Origin of the sequence: Sporosarcina sp. YIM B06819 (assembly GCF_033485175.1) — a bacterium.
GTDB lineage: Bacteria > Bacillota > Bacilli > Bacillales_A > Planococcaceae > Sporosarcina.
In genome coordinates this window covers 43,795-62,374 of the sequence record NZ_JAWLIQ010000021.1, presented here as the reverse complement: position 1 = coordinate 62,374, position 18,580 = coordinate 43,795, and the positions used below count along the sequence as shown (strand labels likewise).

General features: G+C 39.9%; 16 protein-coding genes. 8 read left to right on the top strand and 8 right to left on the bottom strand.

The genetic code is table 11. The features are described from left to right. Positions 1–747: 747 nt before the first annotated feature. Both R2B72_RS14240 and R2B72_RS14235 read right to left on the bottom strand, forming a co-directional pair. Positions 748–1,326: a transposase gene (locus tag R2B72_RS14240; RefSeq protein ID WP_318617307.1), complete on the bottom strand. Its 579-nt coding sequence runs from the start codon at positions 1,324–1,326 to the stop codon at positions 748–750. 1 nt (position 1,327) lies between these two features. Next, on the bottom strand, positions 1,328–2,872 hold the full coding sequence (locus tag R2B72_RS14235; protein WP_318617306.1) for a YifB family Mg chelatase-like AAA ATPase: 1,545 nt from the start codon (positions 2,870–2,872) through the stop codon (positions 1,328–1,330). An 804-nt stretch (positions 2,873–3,676) separates the two neighbouring features. On the opposite strand from R2B72_RS14235, the gene R2B72_RS14230 reads away from it, so the two are divergent. Both R2B72_RS14230 and R2B72_RS14225 read left to right on the top strand, forming a co-directional pair. Next, a complete protein-coding gene (locus R2B72_RS14230; RefSeq protein ID WP_318617305.1) occupies positions 3,677–3,895 on the top strand; it encodes a hypothetical protein in 219 nt (72 codons plus the stop codon). 266 nt (positions 3,896–4,161) lie between these two features. Then, entirely contained in the window at positions 4,162–4,422 is a 261-nt protein-coding gene (locus R2B72_RS14225; protein ID WP_318617304.1) for a hypothetical protein, read from the top strand. Positions 4,423–4,625: 203 nt separating this feature from the next. On the opposite strand, the gene R2B72_RS14220 is transcribed toward R2B72_RS14225, so the two are convergent. The 4 genes from R2B72_RS14220 to R2B72_RS14205 are packed head-to-tail and all read right to left on the bottom strand — an operon-like array spanning position 4,626 to position 9,251. Beyond that, the gene (locus R2B72_RS14220) at positions 4,626–6,188 is read right to left on the bottom strand and encodes a hydantoinase/oxoprolinase family protein (protein WP_318617303.1); all 1,563 of its coding nucleotides are present in this window, start codon (positions 6,186–6,188) and stop codon (positions 4,626–4,628) included. Between the two features lies 1 nt (position 6,189). Further along, positions 6,190–7,281, bottom strand: coding sequence for a DUF917 domain-containing protein (locus tag R2B72_RS14215; RefSeq protein WP_318617302.1), 1,092 nt, complete (start codon positions 7,279–7,281; stop codon positions 6,190–6,192). Next, positions 7,278–8,615: a cytosine permease gene (locus tag R2B72_RS14210; RefSeq protein ID WP_318617301.1), complete on the bottom strand. Its 1,338-nt coding sequence runs from the start codon at positions 8,613–8,615 to the stop codon at positions 7,278–7,280. The genes R2B72_RS14215 and R2B72_RS14210 overlap by 4 nt, the downstream gene beginning before the upstream one ends. Positions 8,616–8,660: 45 nt before the next feature. Then, on the bottom strand, positions 8,661–9,251 hold the full coding sequence (locus R2B72_RS14205) for a TetR/AcrR family transcriptional regulator (protein WP_318617300.1): 591 nt from the start codon (positions 9,249–9,251) through the stop codon (positions 8,661–8,663). Between the two features lie 606 nt (positions 9,252–9,857). Between R2B72_RS14205 and R2B72_RS14200 the strand changes: the two genes are divergently transcribed. Beyond that, positions 9,858–10,499 carry an SH3 domain-containing protein gene (locus R2B72_RS14200; RefSeq protein ID WP_318617299.1) on the top strand — a complete coding sequence of 214 codons (642 nt, stop codon included), beginning with the start codon at positions 9,858–9,860 and terminating at the stop codon, positions 10,497–10,499. Between the two features lie 763 nt (positions 10,500–11,262). Beyond that, positions 11,263–12,753 (top strand): CAP domain-containing protein, encoded by a 1,491-nt coding sequence (locus R2B72_RS14195; RefSeq protein WP_318617298.1) that lies wholly within the window; start codon positions 11,263–11,265, stop codon positions 12,751–12,753. A gap of 276 nt (positions 12,754–13,029) precedes the next feature. Here the strand turns inward: R2B72_RS14195 and R2B72_RS14190 are convergent, their stop codons facing one another. Both R2B72_RS14190 and R2B72_RS14185 read right to left on the bottom strand, forming a co-directional pair. Next, positions 13,030–13,248 carry a DUF2922 domain-containing protein gene (locus R2B72_RS14190; protein ID WP_318617297.1) on the bottom strand — a complete coding sequence of 73 codons (219 nt, stop codon included), beginning with the start codon at positions 13,246–13,248 and terminating at the stop codon, positions 13,030–13,032. A 40-nt stretch (positions 13,249–13,288) separates the two neighbouring features. Continuing rightward, complete coding sequence (locus R2B72_RS14185; RefSeq protein WP_318617296.1) at positions 13,289–13,507, bottom strand: DUF1659 domain-containing protein; 219 nt, start codon at positions 13,505–13,507, stop codon at positions 13,289–13,291. Positions 13,508–13,978: 471 nt separating this feature from the next. Between R2B72_RS14185 and R2B72_RS14180 the strand changes: the two genes are divergently transcribed. From R2B72_RS14180 to R2B72_RS14165, 4 genes are all read left to right on the top strand, one after another. Then, entirely contained in the window at positions 13,979–14,887 is a 909-nt protein-coding gene (locus tag R2B72_RS14180) for a GNAT family N-acetyltransferase (protein ID WP_318617294.1), read from the top strand. Positions 14,888–15,352: 465 nt separating this feature from the next. Next, complete coding sequence (locus R2B72_RS14175) at positions 15,353–16,009, top strand: GntR family transcriptional regulator (RefSeq protein WP_318617292.1); 657 nt, start codon at positions 15,353–15,355, stop codon at positions 16,007–16,009. Positions 16,010–16,078: 69 nt separating this feature from the next. Then, the gene (locus R2B72_RS14170) at positions 16,079–17,224 is read left to right on the top strand and encodes a mandelate racemase/muconate lactonizing enzyme family protein (RefSeq protein WP_318617291.1); all 1,146 of its coding nucleotides are present in this window, start codon (positions 16,079–16,081) and stop codon (positions 17,222–17,224) included. Positions 17,225–17,382: 158 nt separating this feature from the next. Then, positions 17,383–18,498: a mandelate racemase/muconate lactonizing enzyme family protein gene (locus tag R2B72_RS14165; protein ID WP_318617289.1), complete on the top strand. Its 1,116-nt coding sequence runs from the start codon at positions 17,383–17,385 to the stop codon at positions 18,496–18,498. The last annotated feature ends 82 nt before the right edge of the window (positions 18,499–18,580 follow it).

Sequence of the window (18,580 nt, the reverse complement as noted above, 5' to 3'; positions counted from 1 at the left end):
TGAGTTTCAAAAAAATACCATTATGAGGCTTTGGTTTCGTGCGGCCAAAAATCTATTTTCATAGCGCTTGACTTATTTCACATTAAACGCTGTGCACGATGCAATTCTGAATATACACTACATTTTCATATTTATTAGGTGTTTTTATGAAATACCGGTCGATTTTGTATGTATATACAATTGATTGAATTGTTCGTTGTTGTTTCATGCACAGGTACCGATTTTAATGTGTTCTTCCTGTATGAATGTGATATAATGAGCATATAATAAGAAAAGCTGAACGTCTGAGAAACGTCCAGCTGATCACAGTTGCATTCCGCATGAAGTGCGGCTGACCAAGGTCAATCGAATAGGTGTTAAGAAAAAAGTAACCTCCCATTACGATCCTCGTTCAAAGGAATGGGCGGTTACTTCTTTTTGTTGATAAAGAGGACAATCATTGCAATAATAGCAGTTGCCATTGTTGCAAATGCTATAAAAGCTTGAAATAGCATGTTCATTGCCTCGTAAGTTACCATCATATATAAACACCCCCTTTCTCAAGGGAGTGTCAACCGCCCATCTACTTTATGCAACTTAATTTCAGGTACCTCTGCACGAAACTATTCTGAATATACACTACAATTTAATATTTATTAGGTGTTTTTCTGAAATGCCGGTCGATTTTGTATGTATATACAATTGGTTGAATTGTTCGTTGTTGTTTCTTGCACAGGTACTCCAAAAGAGACACATACAGTTCAAAGACTAGGTGTCTTCTTCCACATCCTGCTTGTACGTGAGGCAATACAGGCAATAGGCTTGGTTCGTTTTATCGAACGGGTGGGGTAGGAAATGGGCGACGATATCGGTTCGTAGAAAACTAGGTTTCTTTTGATTTTCATTGACATAATAGGGAAAAGAACTATATGGGTAATCTTCAAGTTTTTCTACCATTGGCACCTGGGTATCGATTGGATTGCGGTGTATGTAGCTACTAATAGCTAGTATTGCTTGCGGACCGTCAGCTTCTTTTGAAAAGTATCTCTTCTCATAGATTCGACCGACGTGTGAATAACGCTTTGCGTAATAATCGCTGTATCTACGGTTAATCTGTGCCATGACTTTTGCAAGATCTACGTATTCGGAGCGTATTAGCAAATGATAATGGTTTGTCATGATACAAAAGGCAAGCATTTTGAAGTGGAGTTTTTCGGATGCGTATTCGAAAATTCGCATCAATTGCATGACATCTTCTTCTGTCCGAAAGATACTTTGTCGATTATTTCCACGCATGATTACATGGAAGTAAGCATTTGGATGCCAGTTTCGTTTTCGTCTTGGCACATCAATGACCTCCCATCGTCGTAGTCGATTGTTGCGACAAAGGAGGGAGACGCTTCCAGGCAATCGCTTCTTGCAGGGCTGAGTCGGTTATGACCTCTTGGCCTTCTAGGTCAGCAATTGTCCGAGCAATTCGGATGAGCTTGGCTTGTGTTCGGTTACTCCACTTTTGCTCAAAACATATTTTATCAATAAAGTTTGACTGTTTGCTAGATAGGGCGCATGTTTCATATAACTGTTGAAAAGGGACGGTGCTGTTAAGTTTACCGTTGCCATATCGTATTCGTTGCATACGCCTAGCGCGTGTTGTTCGTTCCCTAATGACGGCAGATGTTTCGATTGAATCATCATGATGTAACCCTACGTTTTTCAACGTTAGGACAAAATCCAGACGATCCAGAAGGGGTCCGGAGGCTTTTAGTTGATAGCTCGTCACTTGTTTTGGCGTACATGTGCAATATCGTTCATGTGAACCGAAATAGCCGCAAGGGCATGGGTTGGTCGCAGCAATTAGTATGATAGTAGACGGATAGGTAACGGTCTGTTTGACACGGCTAATTGTTACTTCGCCTCTTTCAAGAGGTTGTCTCAGCATATCTAGCGTTTTTCTTGAGAATTCTCCTAATTCATCTAGAAATAGGACACCGTTATGTGCCAACGAAATCTCACCGGGTTTTGGAAATGTTCCACCGCCAATTAAAGAAATGGATGAAGCGGAATGGTGGGGATTCCGGTAAGGGGGGCGGCAAGAGAAGCCTCGTGCTTCGCGCGCTAAATGATAAATGCCATAAAGTTCGAGCATATCTTCATGGGTTAGGTCAGGTAGTATGGTGTGAAAAGCATCGGCAAGCATACTTTTTCCACATCCCGGGGGGCCTGATAAGAGAACATGATGTCCACCAGCAGCTGAAATTTCCAATGCCCGTTTTGCTTCCTTGTGACCTCGGATTGAAGAAATATCAGTGAATGAGCTCCACGTAGTGGATGATGCATGTTCTTCAACTAAAAGTTGCAGGGGTTGATCGAGCAGAAAAGAGGGTTGGCCCTGCAAATAGGAAATGACTGCATCTATAGTGGACAAGGGAATGAGCTCCACGTCCGCGACTTTGTGTAAAAAGCTAACGTCAATTGGAGGCAAAATGATACGCTTAAAACCAAGAACAATCGCCTGTTGAATGGCAGGAATCATACCGTGGAATTGCATAAGTTCACCATTCAGTGACAGTGCTGCTAATACACAAGTAGATTCGTCGATAGAAAGCGGTTTTTTAAGTACTTCTTGCATAACAGCAAGAAGCATAGCGCAGTCAAAACCCGTTCCGCTTTTTTTGACATCAGCAGGAGACAAATGAATTGTGATTTTTTTCAATTCAATATCAAGATCCAACGCATGTAAACAACTAAGCACACGTTCTTTTGACTCTTTAATCGACGCATCGGGTAGTCCGATGATCACACACTGCTCCTTATCAACCCTCACATTCGCCTCAATTCGAACTTTATGTCCTTTCATCCCCTGTAGCCCGACGCTCATAATAGATGAAGCCATTAAGGAATCCCCCTTCCATATAAATTGAATCAATCATATTGGAAAACCCTAATAGAATCAACATACTGGGATAAATAGTAAATAGTCAAAAATGAGATTTGACCCCTTTTTTTGCGTAAATTTGGGCTAAATCTCTGATTTGGAGGTGAAAAAGGGGGGTAAATAATTATTTTGAGGTTTTTTAGGTACCTGTGCACGATGCTATTGTGAATATACACTACAAATTTATATTTATTAGGTACTTTTCTAAAATACCAGTCGATTTTGTATGAATATACGATTGGTTGAATGGTTCGTTGTTGTTTCTTGCACTGGTACTCCACACTAGAGATCGATTGGAAAATATCTCGGTTAAAATGGGATTAATAACCAAATTAATACATAATTATCCTCTAGTGTTGAAAAACTCTAATGATGAACTGAAGAAATTAGGAGCTTTTTTTACATAATTATGATTCGTTACTACCCTATTATTCATTTATTGTGGTACTATGGACTCATGGATGGAGTCTGCATTGATTTTTGAATGAGGTAAAGCGATTCGAACCAATGCTCTTTATTCTACTTGTATATGGTGACTATTATAAATGAGAAAAGGGGGCATATTTGCGAAAGCCTATATCATTTTGGGAAACTAGAAAGATACGCAATCATGTCAGGTACCTGCGCTTGTCGCACGGTAAGAAAAGTAGAGAAATGGTTGAGGAATTTTTTAACGAGGAGAAAGTTTTTCGGAAGTAGATTGAATTATTCGATAGACTCACAACTAGTCCATACTAAAAAAATGTAAAGGTCGAGATGATAGTGGCAATGCACATTATTCTAGGCGTTACAATCCGTACACCCGGCATGATTAAGAAACTTAAAGGGCAAGGCGTCACCCATATTGCTGTCATTGACTATGATCATGAAGGTGATGAGGAATTAGTGGATGATGTTACTTATATGTCACTGATTCAGGCGAAACCCTATGTAGAGAAAAGTGAAGATGTTTTCTTTCATAAGTATATGTATCGGTTTTGAAAAGAACAAAGAGAGACTATGGAGAAATCTCGAAATTCCAGGTGTCCATGCACGGCACTACCAATTACATATTACTAAGGCATGGACTATGTATCTACGTTTGTATCTATTTTTATTTGAATTGTCATACGACTACGTGAATTATTTGTTATTGTTTATTACCCAGGTACCGATTTTTAAAGAGTAAATGCTCCACGAAGTTCAATTGAAAGAACTGTTTGTCGTTGTTGTTTGATCTACAAGACCAACATAATGGAGGGAACACTATGAAATTCTATATCATTTTGGGAAACAATAAAGATACGCAATCACTGATAGATCATTTACGGGAGAAAGATGATGGGCCGATTACGATCATTGACGAAGACATGCGAAGTGGTTTGAGCCAAAGGGGTGGCCTTACTTATGCAGCAACCGATTTTGTAGAAGCTGTTAAAGATATGGATATCAATCATGTATATTACCACTACATCCAACCGATGCATCGAAAGGATGGACGGGCGTGGAGAAGGGTGAATGCTAGATAAGGTTTGAATGACCGATTCATTGAACTTCTACTGTGTTTTGTTTAGGCATCGGGTGGGGAAGCTGTATATATGTAATGCTCCAGTTTCAGGGTGAGGTTCAACTTGGGAATGGTTTTGAGGTTCTAGGTCCTCGTTCAATTTTGAAACGTAAGCGTCAACAAGCGCCCCCCTGAAAAAAGGTGGGCGCTTGTTGGTGCTTGCATTTAATTTTTAGCTAAGGGTCCAGCTGATTTTGCACGGATTTTAGTTGCATCGCCTGGTAAATAGGCGAGTGGGACATCTTCAAAGTCAACAATGACCAGTTCGTTTGGATCTGCTCCTGCATGGATCGCTTCTTGACGAGCCATCTCTTTTGCTAATTCAAGTGTCTTTTCTCTTCCTAGTTCGTTCATGGAGAAAATGCGCTCAATTTGCCCACTTACTTGAGAAATAGCGGAACCAATTGCATTTGCGACACCTGAGTTATTTGGTTTAATAACAACGGAAGCGCCCTTCAACTCGGCGGGGAATAAAATGCTGCCTCCTCCAACTAAAATGACTGGGACTGGATCCGAACTGGTCTTCATTTTATCGACCGTTTCCTCTACCATTTCAATCATATGGCTATAAATTTTTTCAAGTAATGCGTTGTCTAAATGGTTGACGAGACTTGAATCACCTAGCTCAACTTTGCCAAGTGCAACAGCGACATCGGTTGTTGTCAGTGTATCTCCGCCGAAAATCAAACTTTTCTTATGCAGTAAATGACCGACACTATCCGGACCGATTTGGAAACTTCCATCGTCAGCGATTCGGATAATGGTTCCTCCGCCAAGACCAATCGCTGTAATATCCGGCATACGGAAATTCGTTCGCACACCTCCAATTTCAACTGCAAGCGAAGATTGGCGTGGGAATGACCCGATCAGTACGCCAACATCGGTCGTTGTTCCGCCGACATCAACGACAATCGCATCGGATTGTTTGGTCAAATAGGAAGCTCCTCTTAAACTGTTTGTTGGACCGCATGCAATTGTCAATATGGGGTATTTCACCGTATATTCAACTGACATTAATGTACCGTCATTTTGCCCGAAAAACACTTTCGCATGGATGCCTTCTTTTTGTAACGCTTGAACGAATCCATCAGCGGTGGATCTAGCTACGTTAACAATGGCAGCGTTTAAAATGGTTGCATTTTCTCGTTCGATTAATCCGACACTCCCAATCTCATTGGATAATGAGAGAGCTACATCATCTCCGAGCACTTCCGCTACAATCTCAGCTACTCGTGTTTCATGGCTATTTACGACAGGGGAAAAGACAGATGTGATTGCGACGGAATCGACTTTTCCTTTCATTTCGTTTGCAATCTCATAAACATGCTGCTCATCCAACTCGACGATTTCACGACCATCAAATTCATGGCCGCCACGGACGATATAGACATGCTTTCCGAGGATTGCCTTTAAATCTTCTGGCACACCGACAAGTGGTTTAATGGCAAGTGTTGCGGGAGCACCAATTCGGATAACGGCAACATTATTCAACCGTTTTCGTTCGACAATCGCATTTGTACAATGTGTCGTTCCAAGCATTGCGAACTTGATTTTTTCGACAGGAACGCCAGCCGATGCGACTACGTCTTTCATTGCCGCATAGATTCCGGTACTTACATCTTCTGTTGTGGGCGATTTCACTACTGAAATAACGTTATAAAATTCATCTAAAATGACTGCATCCGTATGTGTTCCGCCAACGTCAATGCCGATTCGATAATTTGTCATATTAGTTCCACTCCTTGTTTACAAGATCTTCAAGTGGCGTGAAATCTAGGTCGTAGCCGAAATACCGAGGACCCGCTACTTCAATTCCTTTAGGTGTACGCCATTTTGGATTCGCTGGCATGCCGATGACAACACAACGGGCGCCATATTTGAGTCCTTCAGTTGTAATCGGCATACCTGTATCTGAGTCAAGCACGGTAATTAAATCAGGCGTCGAACATAAAACTTTGTCTTTTGTTTCTGCAAGTAAATGTTCGTTTTGGAAATGGAGGAAGCACTCATCTTCCTTATAGTCTTCTACTCCTTCGATGGTTGCAGTCCCTTTTGCAAAGCCTTCTTCTGTTTTACGATTGATGTCCGTGACTTTTCCTTTGAAAAGACGATGACCGTTCGTTAACTTCAGCACTTCTTCAATCGGGTCTTCGTTACGTTCCTTCGCTTCACGGATCGTCCGACCAATCTTTTCTTCCAACGTTAAAATATGATGGATTGCAGATCGTTTTACTGTTTTACCATCCATCGGGTAGATCGAAAGCATGACCGAACCACCCATCTCGATCGTTGCAGTCCTTGCAATTCGCTCTGCCCACATATTATTTATTGTATTTAGGAGAAGGTTATTTCCTTTTTCGTCCGATAAAACCATTGGCGTTGCAGAAACACCGTCCAAGTAAAACGTCACCATTTGTAGCTCTGGAAAAGCACGTCCCATGCCATCCGCATCGATGACGGGTAAACCAAGTCGTGCAGCCAAAGCAAGTGGGAGTAGGGAGTTAACTCCTCCCGCTTCAATTGGCATGGTCGCGAAGATTTCTTTACCGAGATACTCCTTCATCGCTTTAAAAGCAGCAACGGCCTCTTCGCCATTTGGAATTTTTTCGACCATTACAGTTGGGGCACCCATCATTGCAGAAGGAACGATAAGCGCATCATCCGGAACTTCATCAATGCTTAACAGGCGAATGGGCCCATAATCTTCGACTGCTTGAAGTGCCATTAGTTTACCAATATATGGGTCACCGCCACCCCCTGTACCAAGTAGAGCCGCTCCAATTGCGATATTTTCTATTTCTTCTTTACCGATAAATCTCATGAAATTTTCCTCCTTTGAGGTGCTGCAATCAGTTGCTCATTTGCACTTTGCATCACTTTTCCTGCGATCAGTTGAAGAACAAAGGCGACGATAAATGCGTCAAACCCGGAAGCACCCGTTAGAGTAAATAAGCCAAACCCATTTGGGGAAGGAGTCGTCATGAATGCAATAAGTGTTGCAACAACCCAAATTGAAATACTAACGAGGTGTAAATTCTTCATGGCTGAAAGATTTTCAAAATGATATTTCTTTCGGTTCATTAAGAAGTCGCCCACATAAATTCCACCGATTGGGGGGATTAAAGCACTTAGAAAAACAAGGAACGGGATAAAATTATCGTAAATGCCTCCAACAGCCATCATTGTTCCAATAAATCCTGCGGCAATGGTTAAAATGTATTTAGGCGTTTTTTTGAAAATAACAGAAAAGCCAAGTGCTGAAGAATATAAATTATTATCGTTTGTTGTCCACTGTGCGAGAATGAGGACAAGCATCGCGCCCGTTCCCCAACCAAGGCCTATCATAATCGAAACGATATCTACTTGTGCTGTCGCTTTTGCTAAGATAGCCGCAATAATGAGGACAATACTAAACCCGACGAAAAATCCAACAAATGAGGCAATAATAGCGTCTTTCGATGATTTCGCATAGCGTGAAATATCGGGTCCAATGATTGCTCCGATTGCAAGGGAACCGATAACGAGTGAAATGGATAGGCCAATCGTTAATGGCTCTCCCATTAGAGGCGCAGCGGTTACTTCAGATAATGATTTGCCGCTCATCACTTTAACCAATGAACCAACTAATAGAATTCCGAGAAGTGGAACAGCGATTAGACTGAGCTTTTCAATCGCTTTATAGCCTATAAATGCAGTCGTTGTCATTAAAATCCCACCGATGACAACGAGTATTTTAGGGTGAATGGATAGATTAAATACATCAGCCAAAACATTATGCAAACTTGTGCCGAAAAGATCAAGCTGAACACCGAACCAGCCGAATAGAGCAATTGCAACGATGACTGATACAGCGTACGAGCCATAACGACCCAGGGCAAACATCGATACAAGAGATGTTGAAAGACCTGTTTTTGCACCTACCACACAGCACAGCGCACTGACGATTGCTAATATGAAACAACCAATAAACGAAGCAATTACAGCATCTGTCATCGAAAGGCCGCCACCAAGTGCTCCGCCGAGCGCCGTAGCAGAAAGAGCGACAATACCTCCAATCCAAACAATCGAAAGTTTACCCCATCCTTTCCGTTTATCTTGTGGAACTGGTTCAAGCTCGAAGTCTTGAACTAAATTAGTTTCATTTCTATTACCCATTGTCTTTTCCCTCACTTCTTAGTGTGTTTTTAGTGAATATTACGACTATTTGTATTGCAACTTTAACTGGTTAAAGAGTGATTGGGTCATTTGATCGGCTAACGCCACTTGCTCCTCAAAATCTTCTCCCTCGTAAAGAAAGATACCCCAAAAGACGCCGTTACCCAAAAGTACAAATTGCTTAATGATGCGGTCAACCTCACTTTCAGGAATAAGTGGATAACTTCTCCTTAAGGCAGTTTCAAGTGATTCAACGAGCCAGTTAGCAAAATTGCGCATATGCTTCTGCAAGTACACTTTAATTTCCGGAATTGGAGAAGTAACAAGAGAAACATAAGCTTTTGTTGATTGGAGATCTCCAGTATGGTGAGAAACAATCCCTTGAAACATCGCAGAAAAGATCTTATCAACGGGCGCGTCCTGTTGTTCATGAAGGATTTTTTTCATGATAGTGAAATGATTGTCTAGTAATTGCTTAAAGGAAGCGGTGAACAATGCTTCTTTATTCTCATAAAAGAAATAGATTGAAGCAGGTTTTATTCCAACTTCAGCTGCAATTTTTCTCATAGTCGCCCCTTGATATCCGTATAAGGAATAATGAAGAAGGGCAGCATCAATCAGTTCTTGTCGTTTCAAATTCTCACCACCTAACAGTTGTTAGGTTGATTATAATGAGCCAAATATAGAAAGGCAACAACTTTCTGAAATATGACAATACATTAATATGTTTAGCGTTTGAATGAAAGCGCCGCCAACGTTGTGAGTGTAGGATTCATTAAACACCAAATAATTTTAAAAATTTTTACGGGAAAAACATCCACAACCTCATGGATGGTTGTAGATGTCAGTGTATGATGACTAAATTTAAGGTGCGTGAAAAAACTTAAAGAACACGACACGGATTGAAACATTTAAAGAAAATGGTGAATCTAGCGTCATACCCTTAGCGAATTATTATTCCGAATCCCTTTGCCCGAAACCAATTGTTCGTGAAGTGTATTCAGATTTTTGGGGACGATATGTTGAAGAAATCGGATGTGTTTTTATTGGGTAATCGTATAACATTAGACCAATATAACGAACTTGAAGGTTTAATGGATGTTAAACAAGAACTCGCTTAAGCCGCAAACACACCATTTTGCGAAGTATGCATTGACATCCTAAAATCTATTAAATTCTACAAATATAAATAATTTATGGTAATATTGTATTATATCTTACAACCTAATTAGGAGGATTTATATGTTATTAAAACGTTTTTTAGTAGTATTTTCAATGATTCTAGTTCTGGTCTTAACACAACTGGGAATAGTAGCTAGTGCTACATCAGTACCTACTAAGGGAACAGTAAAAAGTATAACCTTAGAAGTTAAGGAAAAGCCAAGTCCAAAAGCTAAAAAAGTAGGTACTCTTAAAAAAGGGACAGTTATTTATGTGTATAGTACTAAACCAGGTGGATGGTCAGAAATTCGTTACAACAAAAAGGCATCGTTTGTTGCAACAAGCGGGTTAAATTTGCCAAAAGCAGCTGCTGTTGCATGGAACGGTAACTATTCATTTGATAAGAGTTCTGGTGATAGTTATTATGCAGGTTCTATTAAGGTAACTAAGCAGACTAAAACGAATTTCTACTTTTCACTAGAGGTTGGATCTTCATATCAAGATGCTCATTATTTTAATGGTGGGGTTGAAGGGTATGCAAATTACAATGGGGACAAAGCGATAGTTAACTTTAAAGATGAGTATGATCAACAATGTAAGATGACGATACAAAAAACAAAGACAGGTGTTACTATTAAAGAAGATTCAACAATTGAATTTGGCGGTTGTTCAGCTTTCCGAGGTTCAAATATTATGTTTGATGGTGATTATCAAAAGAGATAAGTATGCTCATTATGTGTAGCAATAGAATTCAAGGTGCCAAATTCTGTTGATTTTAGATACCCAATAGCCTTGCGTGAATTGAATTAAATTAAATTTCTTTAAAGTATTATTACTCCAGTAACTAAACAAAAAGGGAATCTAGTAGCATGACAACTAGTTCCCTTTTTTTGCATTAATTAATTCTTTTTTTTTAAATGTTCTTAAGAAATCGGACTTACTATCCCAAAATCTTCACCCAAATTTAGTTCTTTTATTGGTCTGTCTCGCGCTTTTTGTCTTCCCCTACTTGGCTTTTTTTTACGGTTTAATTCTTCCGAAACCTTCTCCCATGGCTCCAATAAATAGTGTCGGACAAGGTGTAAAATTCCCACGCCGTCTGTGTTACTTGCTTTTCGACGCGCATTTACCGTGACGATTTGGAAAGAGGCACGACATTGGCTGCGGCGTTTTGAGAACACTGATGTTCCGTAAGGAGTAATCCTTTTGATCTGTCGCCCCTGACTGTGTTGTATAAAACTACCAAATGAACAATGCTGCCCCTATTAGGTATTTACCTTTTTTTATATTGTTAACTATGTATTTGGAAATCCAATCTATGTTTATGCTACGCTAGTGACTTTGAATAAATGAAATGGTAGTATTCATGGTGTATGGTGTAAATTTTGGAAATGTAAATTGATGAATACATATTGGAGATGTCGCTCAAAGAAATTGTAGGGAAAGTAAATCGTAGACGCTAAACAAACTAGGAGGGGTAATAATTATGCCCAAAAATTTAATACGTTCATTCGCAATCGCAGCAGTATTCACGGGAGGTTTCCTTGCAGTAGACGCAGTTCAAGAACCTCATGCAGTACACGCAAGTTCCACCCAAATCGATGGGTACACCTACTCAGCAGAGGTAGTCGAAGCCTTTAACGAAATCAACAAATATCGAACTTCAGTAGGTTTAGAACCATACAAAATCGACCCATTTTTATCAAAATCGGCTGAGTCGCATGCAAAATACCTAGTAACGCACGTAAAAACTGCATCCCATGACCAAACATCAGGTAAATCAGGATTTACTGGGATTACTTATCGGGATAGAGCAAAATCAGCAGGGTACACTATTAGCTCAGGAACCGAGGGAGTTACTTACGGTACTAGTATGACTGTTAAAAAAGGAATAAGTAACTTTGTTGAAGGTATACACCATAGAGAAGTGGTTTTAAGTTCATCCTATGATACTGTTGGAATTGGTATAGATGGTGGGGCAATTGTTGTTGTCACGGACAACTCCGATGGGGTAGGGAACAAAGCAGTTTCTTATCCGTATAACGGACAGAAAGACGCACCGACATTATTTAGTATAAAGGAAGACCCGGACCCACTTAAAAAATACGGGGTAAAAACATCGGGTTACATGATTTCTTACAACCCTCGAAAAGCGATAAGTTGGTTTACTGAAGGAGTAATGACTTTAAAAGATAGTAAAGGAGCAATTGTTCCGACTCATAACAAGAATAACGTACCTGACACAAGTGGAAATATAATGTACCTAGTACCAAAAGCTGAGTTGAAAAAAGGTGAAAAATACACTGTGGCTGTTACTTACTATGATATCAACGAGACTAAAGACTCTTACTCTTGGTCATTCACAACAGAAGGTACCGCAACTCAAACACCACCAAAACCACCAGTAACAACAGCAACCGACTACAGCAAATACTCTAAGCAATTCGCTGACTTCGACCCTAAAGCATGGTGGGCAGCAGACATGGTTTGGGCCGTTGAACGGGGTTACATTTCAGGTTACAGTAACGTACTGAATCCGAAAACTAAAAAGCATGAGACACACTTAAAACCAGGAAATCAATTGACTGAGGCACACTTCTTAATGATTATGTTCCGTTACATGATTTCTGATGAGTACGGTTCAACCAAAGCATCATCTAAATGGGCATACAACGTACCTTACAAAATCGCTAAAAAGTACAACTTACCAACTTTAGCAAACGAGTCATCAACTACTAAGCAAAAAGCGGCAACTCAAGGTATCAGACGGGGTAAACTAGCACAAATCTTAGTATCTATGCATGAAGGTCAGCAGGTGACTGAGGCGACAGCGATTAACTTCATGATTAAGAACAAACTAACGTCAGCAACAACGGTAAAAGACTACAACGCAAACCAAATCTTAACACGAGCACAAGTATCGGCATTCCTTCAACGTCACGAGGCTTTTGTAGCATCTCAAAAAGTAAGGTACTAACAACGTAGATTCCTTCAAAAAATCTACACACCAAAGAACTAAACAGACAGTGGGGTATCGCACCCCTCTGTTTTTTCTTTGCTTACAGATACTCCAACATAAAATGATGATTTGGATGGTGCTTGAATCGCTTTTGGCTGTTGAATAGACAAGCCTTCCAGCAGCCAGCAGAGCTCCTGTTGGGTAAAATTCTGTACTTCCCGTTACCTCCACCCTGTGATGAACAAAAAACCGGCTCCCCAGTCGGGAAACTGGGAAGCCGGTTTGTAAATCTAGTTATCCCTGTGCAAGTTCAGTCACATTACGCTCGACGATACGAGCACCTTTTGACGTTTCAAGTGGTGATCCTTCCACTATAAACACGCCCGATGCGATAATTTCCTGCATCGCAGTTTCCACGGCTGATGCCGTTAAATCTACACGGGGTTCATCCACCGTTAGCATCACCTTTTTGCCGGCTGCTGTACTGAAATTCAATTGCAAGACTTTTGCCATCCTACATCCCTCCTTTCCTCGTCAAATTGTCCTTTGTCGATTAGTTAATGACGTTAGATGTTTCCACTTTCTCTGCACCGATAAATGGATAATCTGATAACTGCGCAAGTTGCTCAAGCGCTTTGTACAAGCTGTCCGCATCTGCATTTTTCGCGATGTTACGGTATGTCTTTGATTTACGAATCAGTTTGCCGTCTTCCGTCAAACCGCCATCCAAGTAAACCCGCCCAACTGCCTGCTTAAATTCGATTGTCACCATGTCATCACCTCCTCTCAACCTCTATATAGAAGGGAAGGAGGGAAAGGGATACATGATCCACAAATTTTGTTGTAAAGAGATTCGATACGTAATGTCTGTTAAGCAACAACGGCCGACTTTGTTTATCTAAGGAGAAAAGCTTCCAAAGGCATATCCTATTCTTTGAAAATCTCACAAAATAACGCCATGTCAATGAGTTCACGCAAGACACCAGCGTAGTAGCCAGCTAGATTTCGGATGTTTTTATGCTTCGATGACTGCACGGAAATATGGAGGGCTTGAATGGCTAAATTCTATAAAAGCTCGCCCTTATAAAGCCGTGTTTTTTTTTGCCCTGGCATGTTAATATCGGGGGAGGTCAGCACTATATCTTAAATTTTAGGTATCTGCGCATGGTATTATTCAGTTGTTTTGTTCCACAGGTACCGATTATTCAAGTGACTGACATCCCTCAAAAAAGGAGTAGAGAAAATGAGAATCGAAGCTTTGAAAAATGATCGGATTGATGACTTTTTGGAGTACTGCAAGAAGCATAGGATGGAGCTGGATGATTCATATTTGTATGATGAAGATTTGCGGGACTTCGAGCTGAATGATGAAAATCCAACGTATATCGTTACTGGCCAGCAAGGGGATCTTATAGGCGCAGTCTCGCTCATGATCGATGATTATAGTAAACGGGGAAGGAAGGCACGCTTTCGGATATTCCATTCGGAAATCGGGAATCTTGAATGCTATTCCATGATGATGCAAACTGTTTTAAAACATACAGCTGGTCTGGATAAGGTCTTCTTGTTTGTTCCGACCGTCAATAATCAATTAGCTGGGCTCATTGAAGGATTGGCGTTTACTGTGGAGAGGTATTCTTTCGTGCTTGTCAGAGAGGATATAGAGGTGCCTGAATTAGGCTTACCACAGGATTATGAGATTAAGCCATTCAAATCGGGAAGAGATGAAGAGATTTGGTGTGAGGTCCGGAATGCAGGCTTTGCAAAGCTGCAAGGTAGTGAAACGCCAATCACTCCGGAAATGGTGCGGAAGATGATGGCAGATGAAGATAATATAGAAGGCGGATCAATGATTCTCTATCATGGAGACCGGCCGATTGGGGTCATCAGGGGTTCCGATGACGAATATGAAAATTCATTAATTATGAATATCGGGCCCATTGCAATTTTACCCGAGTATCAAGGGAAAGGCTTAGGTAGAAGTCTACTGAGGGCTTCGTTACGTTTTGCGAAGGAAAAATCTTATGATAGGACTATCCTCTGTGTGAATGCCGACAATGAGAGAGCAAAGGCGTTATATATTCAAGAAGGCTTTAAACAAGTCGAAGCGGTTGCATGTTATAGATACGATTTGACTACATCGAGTTTCTAATCATAAGGTCCACTAATAAGACCAATGCTTAGGGTGTCCAACAAATCAAATAAAGTTTGACTGACTGGCACCTAGTACCTATACAAACTTGAATAACGGAATCCCAAAAACCTCTCATGCGACTGATAAATGAGAGGTTTTTCGATGCTTAATAACAGGAGCTAGCTATATATCGCATAACAAAAAAATAGTGTATTGGTCAGTTCAGTTCTTAGTCTTCACGGTGGGGGGGCTAAAACGATTGGAATTGTATTACAACATTTAATAATGATCTACACTTTTCGTGTTTGGGTCCTTATTTGTTAATGGCATTGATTCGCACTGCTATTAATATTGTTTCTGGTGTTACTTGATGTTCGCAAACTAATTATAGAAAGGGTATTTACAATTGATATTATTCGAAATATAATAACTGTATAAATAGATTGTCGACAATTAGACAAAATTTAAAAGGAGAGTAACTAAGTGAATGCTAACTTCTCTAAAAATTCATTAAAACACCAAATAGCACAACAAATAAAAAAGTCTATATTTGAAGGTAAATTGGAACAAGGTGAGAAAATTACGGAGTTGCAAGTGGCACAGGATTTAGGTGTTAGCAGAACATCCGTTCGTGAAGCGATGCTACTTTTAGAGTTGGAGGGTTTGCTTATATCTGAACCTTATAAGGATACAAGGGTAACGACTATCTCACAGGAAGAAGTGCTTGAATTATTAATTCCAATGCGCCTTCATATCGAAACATATGCTTTAAAAAAGGGGTTTGATACCTGGGGCGATGAGACGAATGAACAATTTAAACTGATCCTTGAAAATATGAGAAAGGCAATTCACTATGAAGATTATCCAACATTCATTGATCTGGATATTCAATTACATGAGTTAATTGTAATGTCTTCCAAACTCGATAATGTGATTCGAATTTGGGAAAGCATTGTTCATAGAATTAGACTTCACTTTTTATATCAGAATAGCAAGTCAGGTACACTGGAAAAATGGCTCGTCGATCATGAGGAGCTGATTGACATTCTCATTAATGGGAAATCTTTAGAACTAGCCGTTGAATCATTGAGAAAACATATTATTGATACGAACATTCCGGACGTATATTTATTAGATTGAGAGATCAATTTATTGAAAGGGGGGATGCGCAAACTTAAACTAATCAAAAATTAAAGGGGGAATATCGCTTTGAAGAAGACCAAACTAAAGATTTCTAAAGTAGAAGTGTTTGTTGTAACTGGACCTGATGCAAAATACAAAACATCATCTCATTATTCTGACCTGACAATCACCAATACAATTGTCAAAATACAAACTAGCGATGGTTACGAAGGATTTGGTGGTGCAATTTCTTGGACGGAAGAAGGCATGGATAAAAGTTTGGTCGAGTCCATCCGACATCTGATTCCATTCTTAATCGGAAAATCAGCATTTAACAGAGAAGAAATTTATGCATTAATGGCAAGTCGATGTGTCCAAATGACACCTCAGGCTCAATCGCCGATTGATATTGCGTTATGGGATTTAGTCTCTAAATATGCGGAAATGCCGCTGTATCAGATGTTAGGTGGTGCAAGAAATAAAATTCAGTCCTATGCAAGTACACCGTTTTTACCAAGTATTGAAGACTATATCGAACATGTTCAGCAATTAAAAGAGCAAGGGTATAAAGTGATTAAATTTCATACGTGGTGCACGTTTGAAGAAGATATGGCTTTGGTAAAAGCGATGCATGAGGTGTTTAAGGATTCTGGTTTAAAATTTATGCTGGATGTGGAAACAGCTTATACCAGGGAAGAGGCGTTAAAGGCAGCGAGGATATTGGAAAAATACGATTATATTTGGTTTGAGGCACCCTTACCAGATACGGACCTGGAAGGCTATAAAGAACTGAAATCCCGAGTTGATATTCCGATTATTGCAGCTGGGAATACCTTGCTCCGTTTGAATCAAATTGAACAAGGGATTCAAAACAGTTGCTGGTCAAGTGTGCGTGTAGATGCCACTCTTGCAGGTGGGATAACGCAAACTAAAAAAATAATGGGGATTGCAGAAGCCAATTCGATGACAGTTGAACTCCAGTCATGGGGTTATACGCTATCACAAGCAGCTAATTTACATTTGATGCTTGCCTGTAATAATAGCAAATATTTTGAGCAAGCAGTTCCGGTAGAACCATTGGAATTTGGTGCAATAACTACAATTAGAACTGACCGGGAAGGTTATGTTCATGCTCCGGAAGGGAATGGACTAGGCATTGAAATGGATTGGTCTTTGATTGAAAAAACGGCTATTTACAAGTTGTCTTTCGATGAAGCAGGCTGGTCAGAATAAAAACAGAATCCACATTAAAATAGATGGGGGCAACCATTCGTACTTTAAGGGATTCTGCAAAATGTATTATAACATACTAGAAAATGGATTGAATCTATTATGTAGAAATTACTATACCGATGGAGTTCAGAAAATTTTTATATAAAGGAAGTTTACTGATGAAAATAATAGATATAGAAGTAATTACTCTTAGGGTTCCACCAATCGACCAAGCTTGTGAATGGGGGGAAGATGCGTTTATCGTTCGAGTGATTACAGACAAAGGTCTTGTAGGAATTGGCGAAAGTGATACGTCTCCCTTAGTTGCTAGGGCAGTCATCGAAGCGCCGAATTCAAATCTTTACTGCTCGGGATTAAAGGCGCTTTTACTAGGTGAGAACCCTTTAGAGATTCAAAGACTATGGGATAAAATGTATTGGTCGTCGAACTATTTAGGAAGGCGTGGAGTAGGAATCCATGCAATGAGCGCGATTGATATTGCCTTATGGGATATCGCTTCTCAATATTATCAAGTCCCGATTTACATGCTATTAGGTGGGAAGTATCGAGATAAAATTCGAGCATATGGTACGTTTATCCCTGCAGATACTCCTGATGAAAATAAAATAATCGCTCGAAAACTAAAAGAAAAAGGATTCACGAGCTTGAAATTCGGTGGAGGAATTTTAGGGGATGATCCCCGTACCGATTATGAAATCATTAAAGCAGTTAGAGAAGAACTAGGTGAGGACTTCGAACTGCAAATTGATTTAGCTTCTAAATGGAAAACGTACAGCCATTCAGCAGATATGTTTAAAAAGGTTGAACGATTTAATTTAAATTGGATTGAGGAACCAGTGTTAGCTGATGATATGAAAGGTTATCGTAAATTATCGAAACTATCTGGAGCGAAACTTGCTGGTGGAGAATCTTTGACTACAAGATATGAATTTGATGATTTTATAAAACAAGCTCAACCAGATATTATCCAACCGGATATTACTCGTTGCGGTGGAATAAGTGAGATGCGCATTATTAACAATATGGCTGAAATGAATGGCATCAAAATGATTCCACATGGCTTTAGTACAGGAATTCTTTTAGCAGCTACTGTTCAGTTTCTAGCGTCAATAAAAGACGGTGACTTAATGGAATACTCTCAAAGCGAAAGTCCTTTATTTACAAAGTTAGTGAAGAATATACTTCCGATTGAAAGCGGTTTCATAAAAGTTCCAGATACAGTTGGATTAGGTGTCGAGCTGGATGAAACCTTAATTGAAAAGTATAGAATGTAACAATGAATATGTAATTTGCAAATAAACTATCCGAAACTTAATCGGATGAATGCATTGAAGATAAACATAAACTACTAGAACG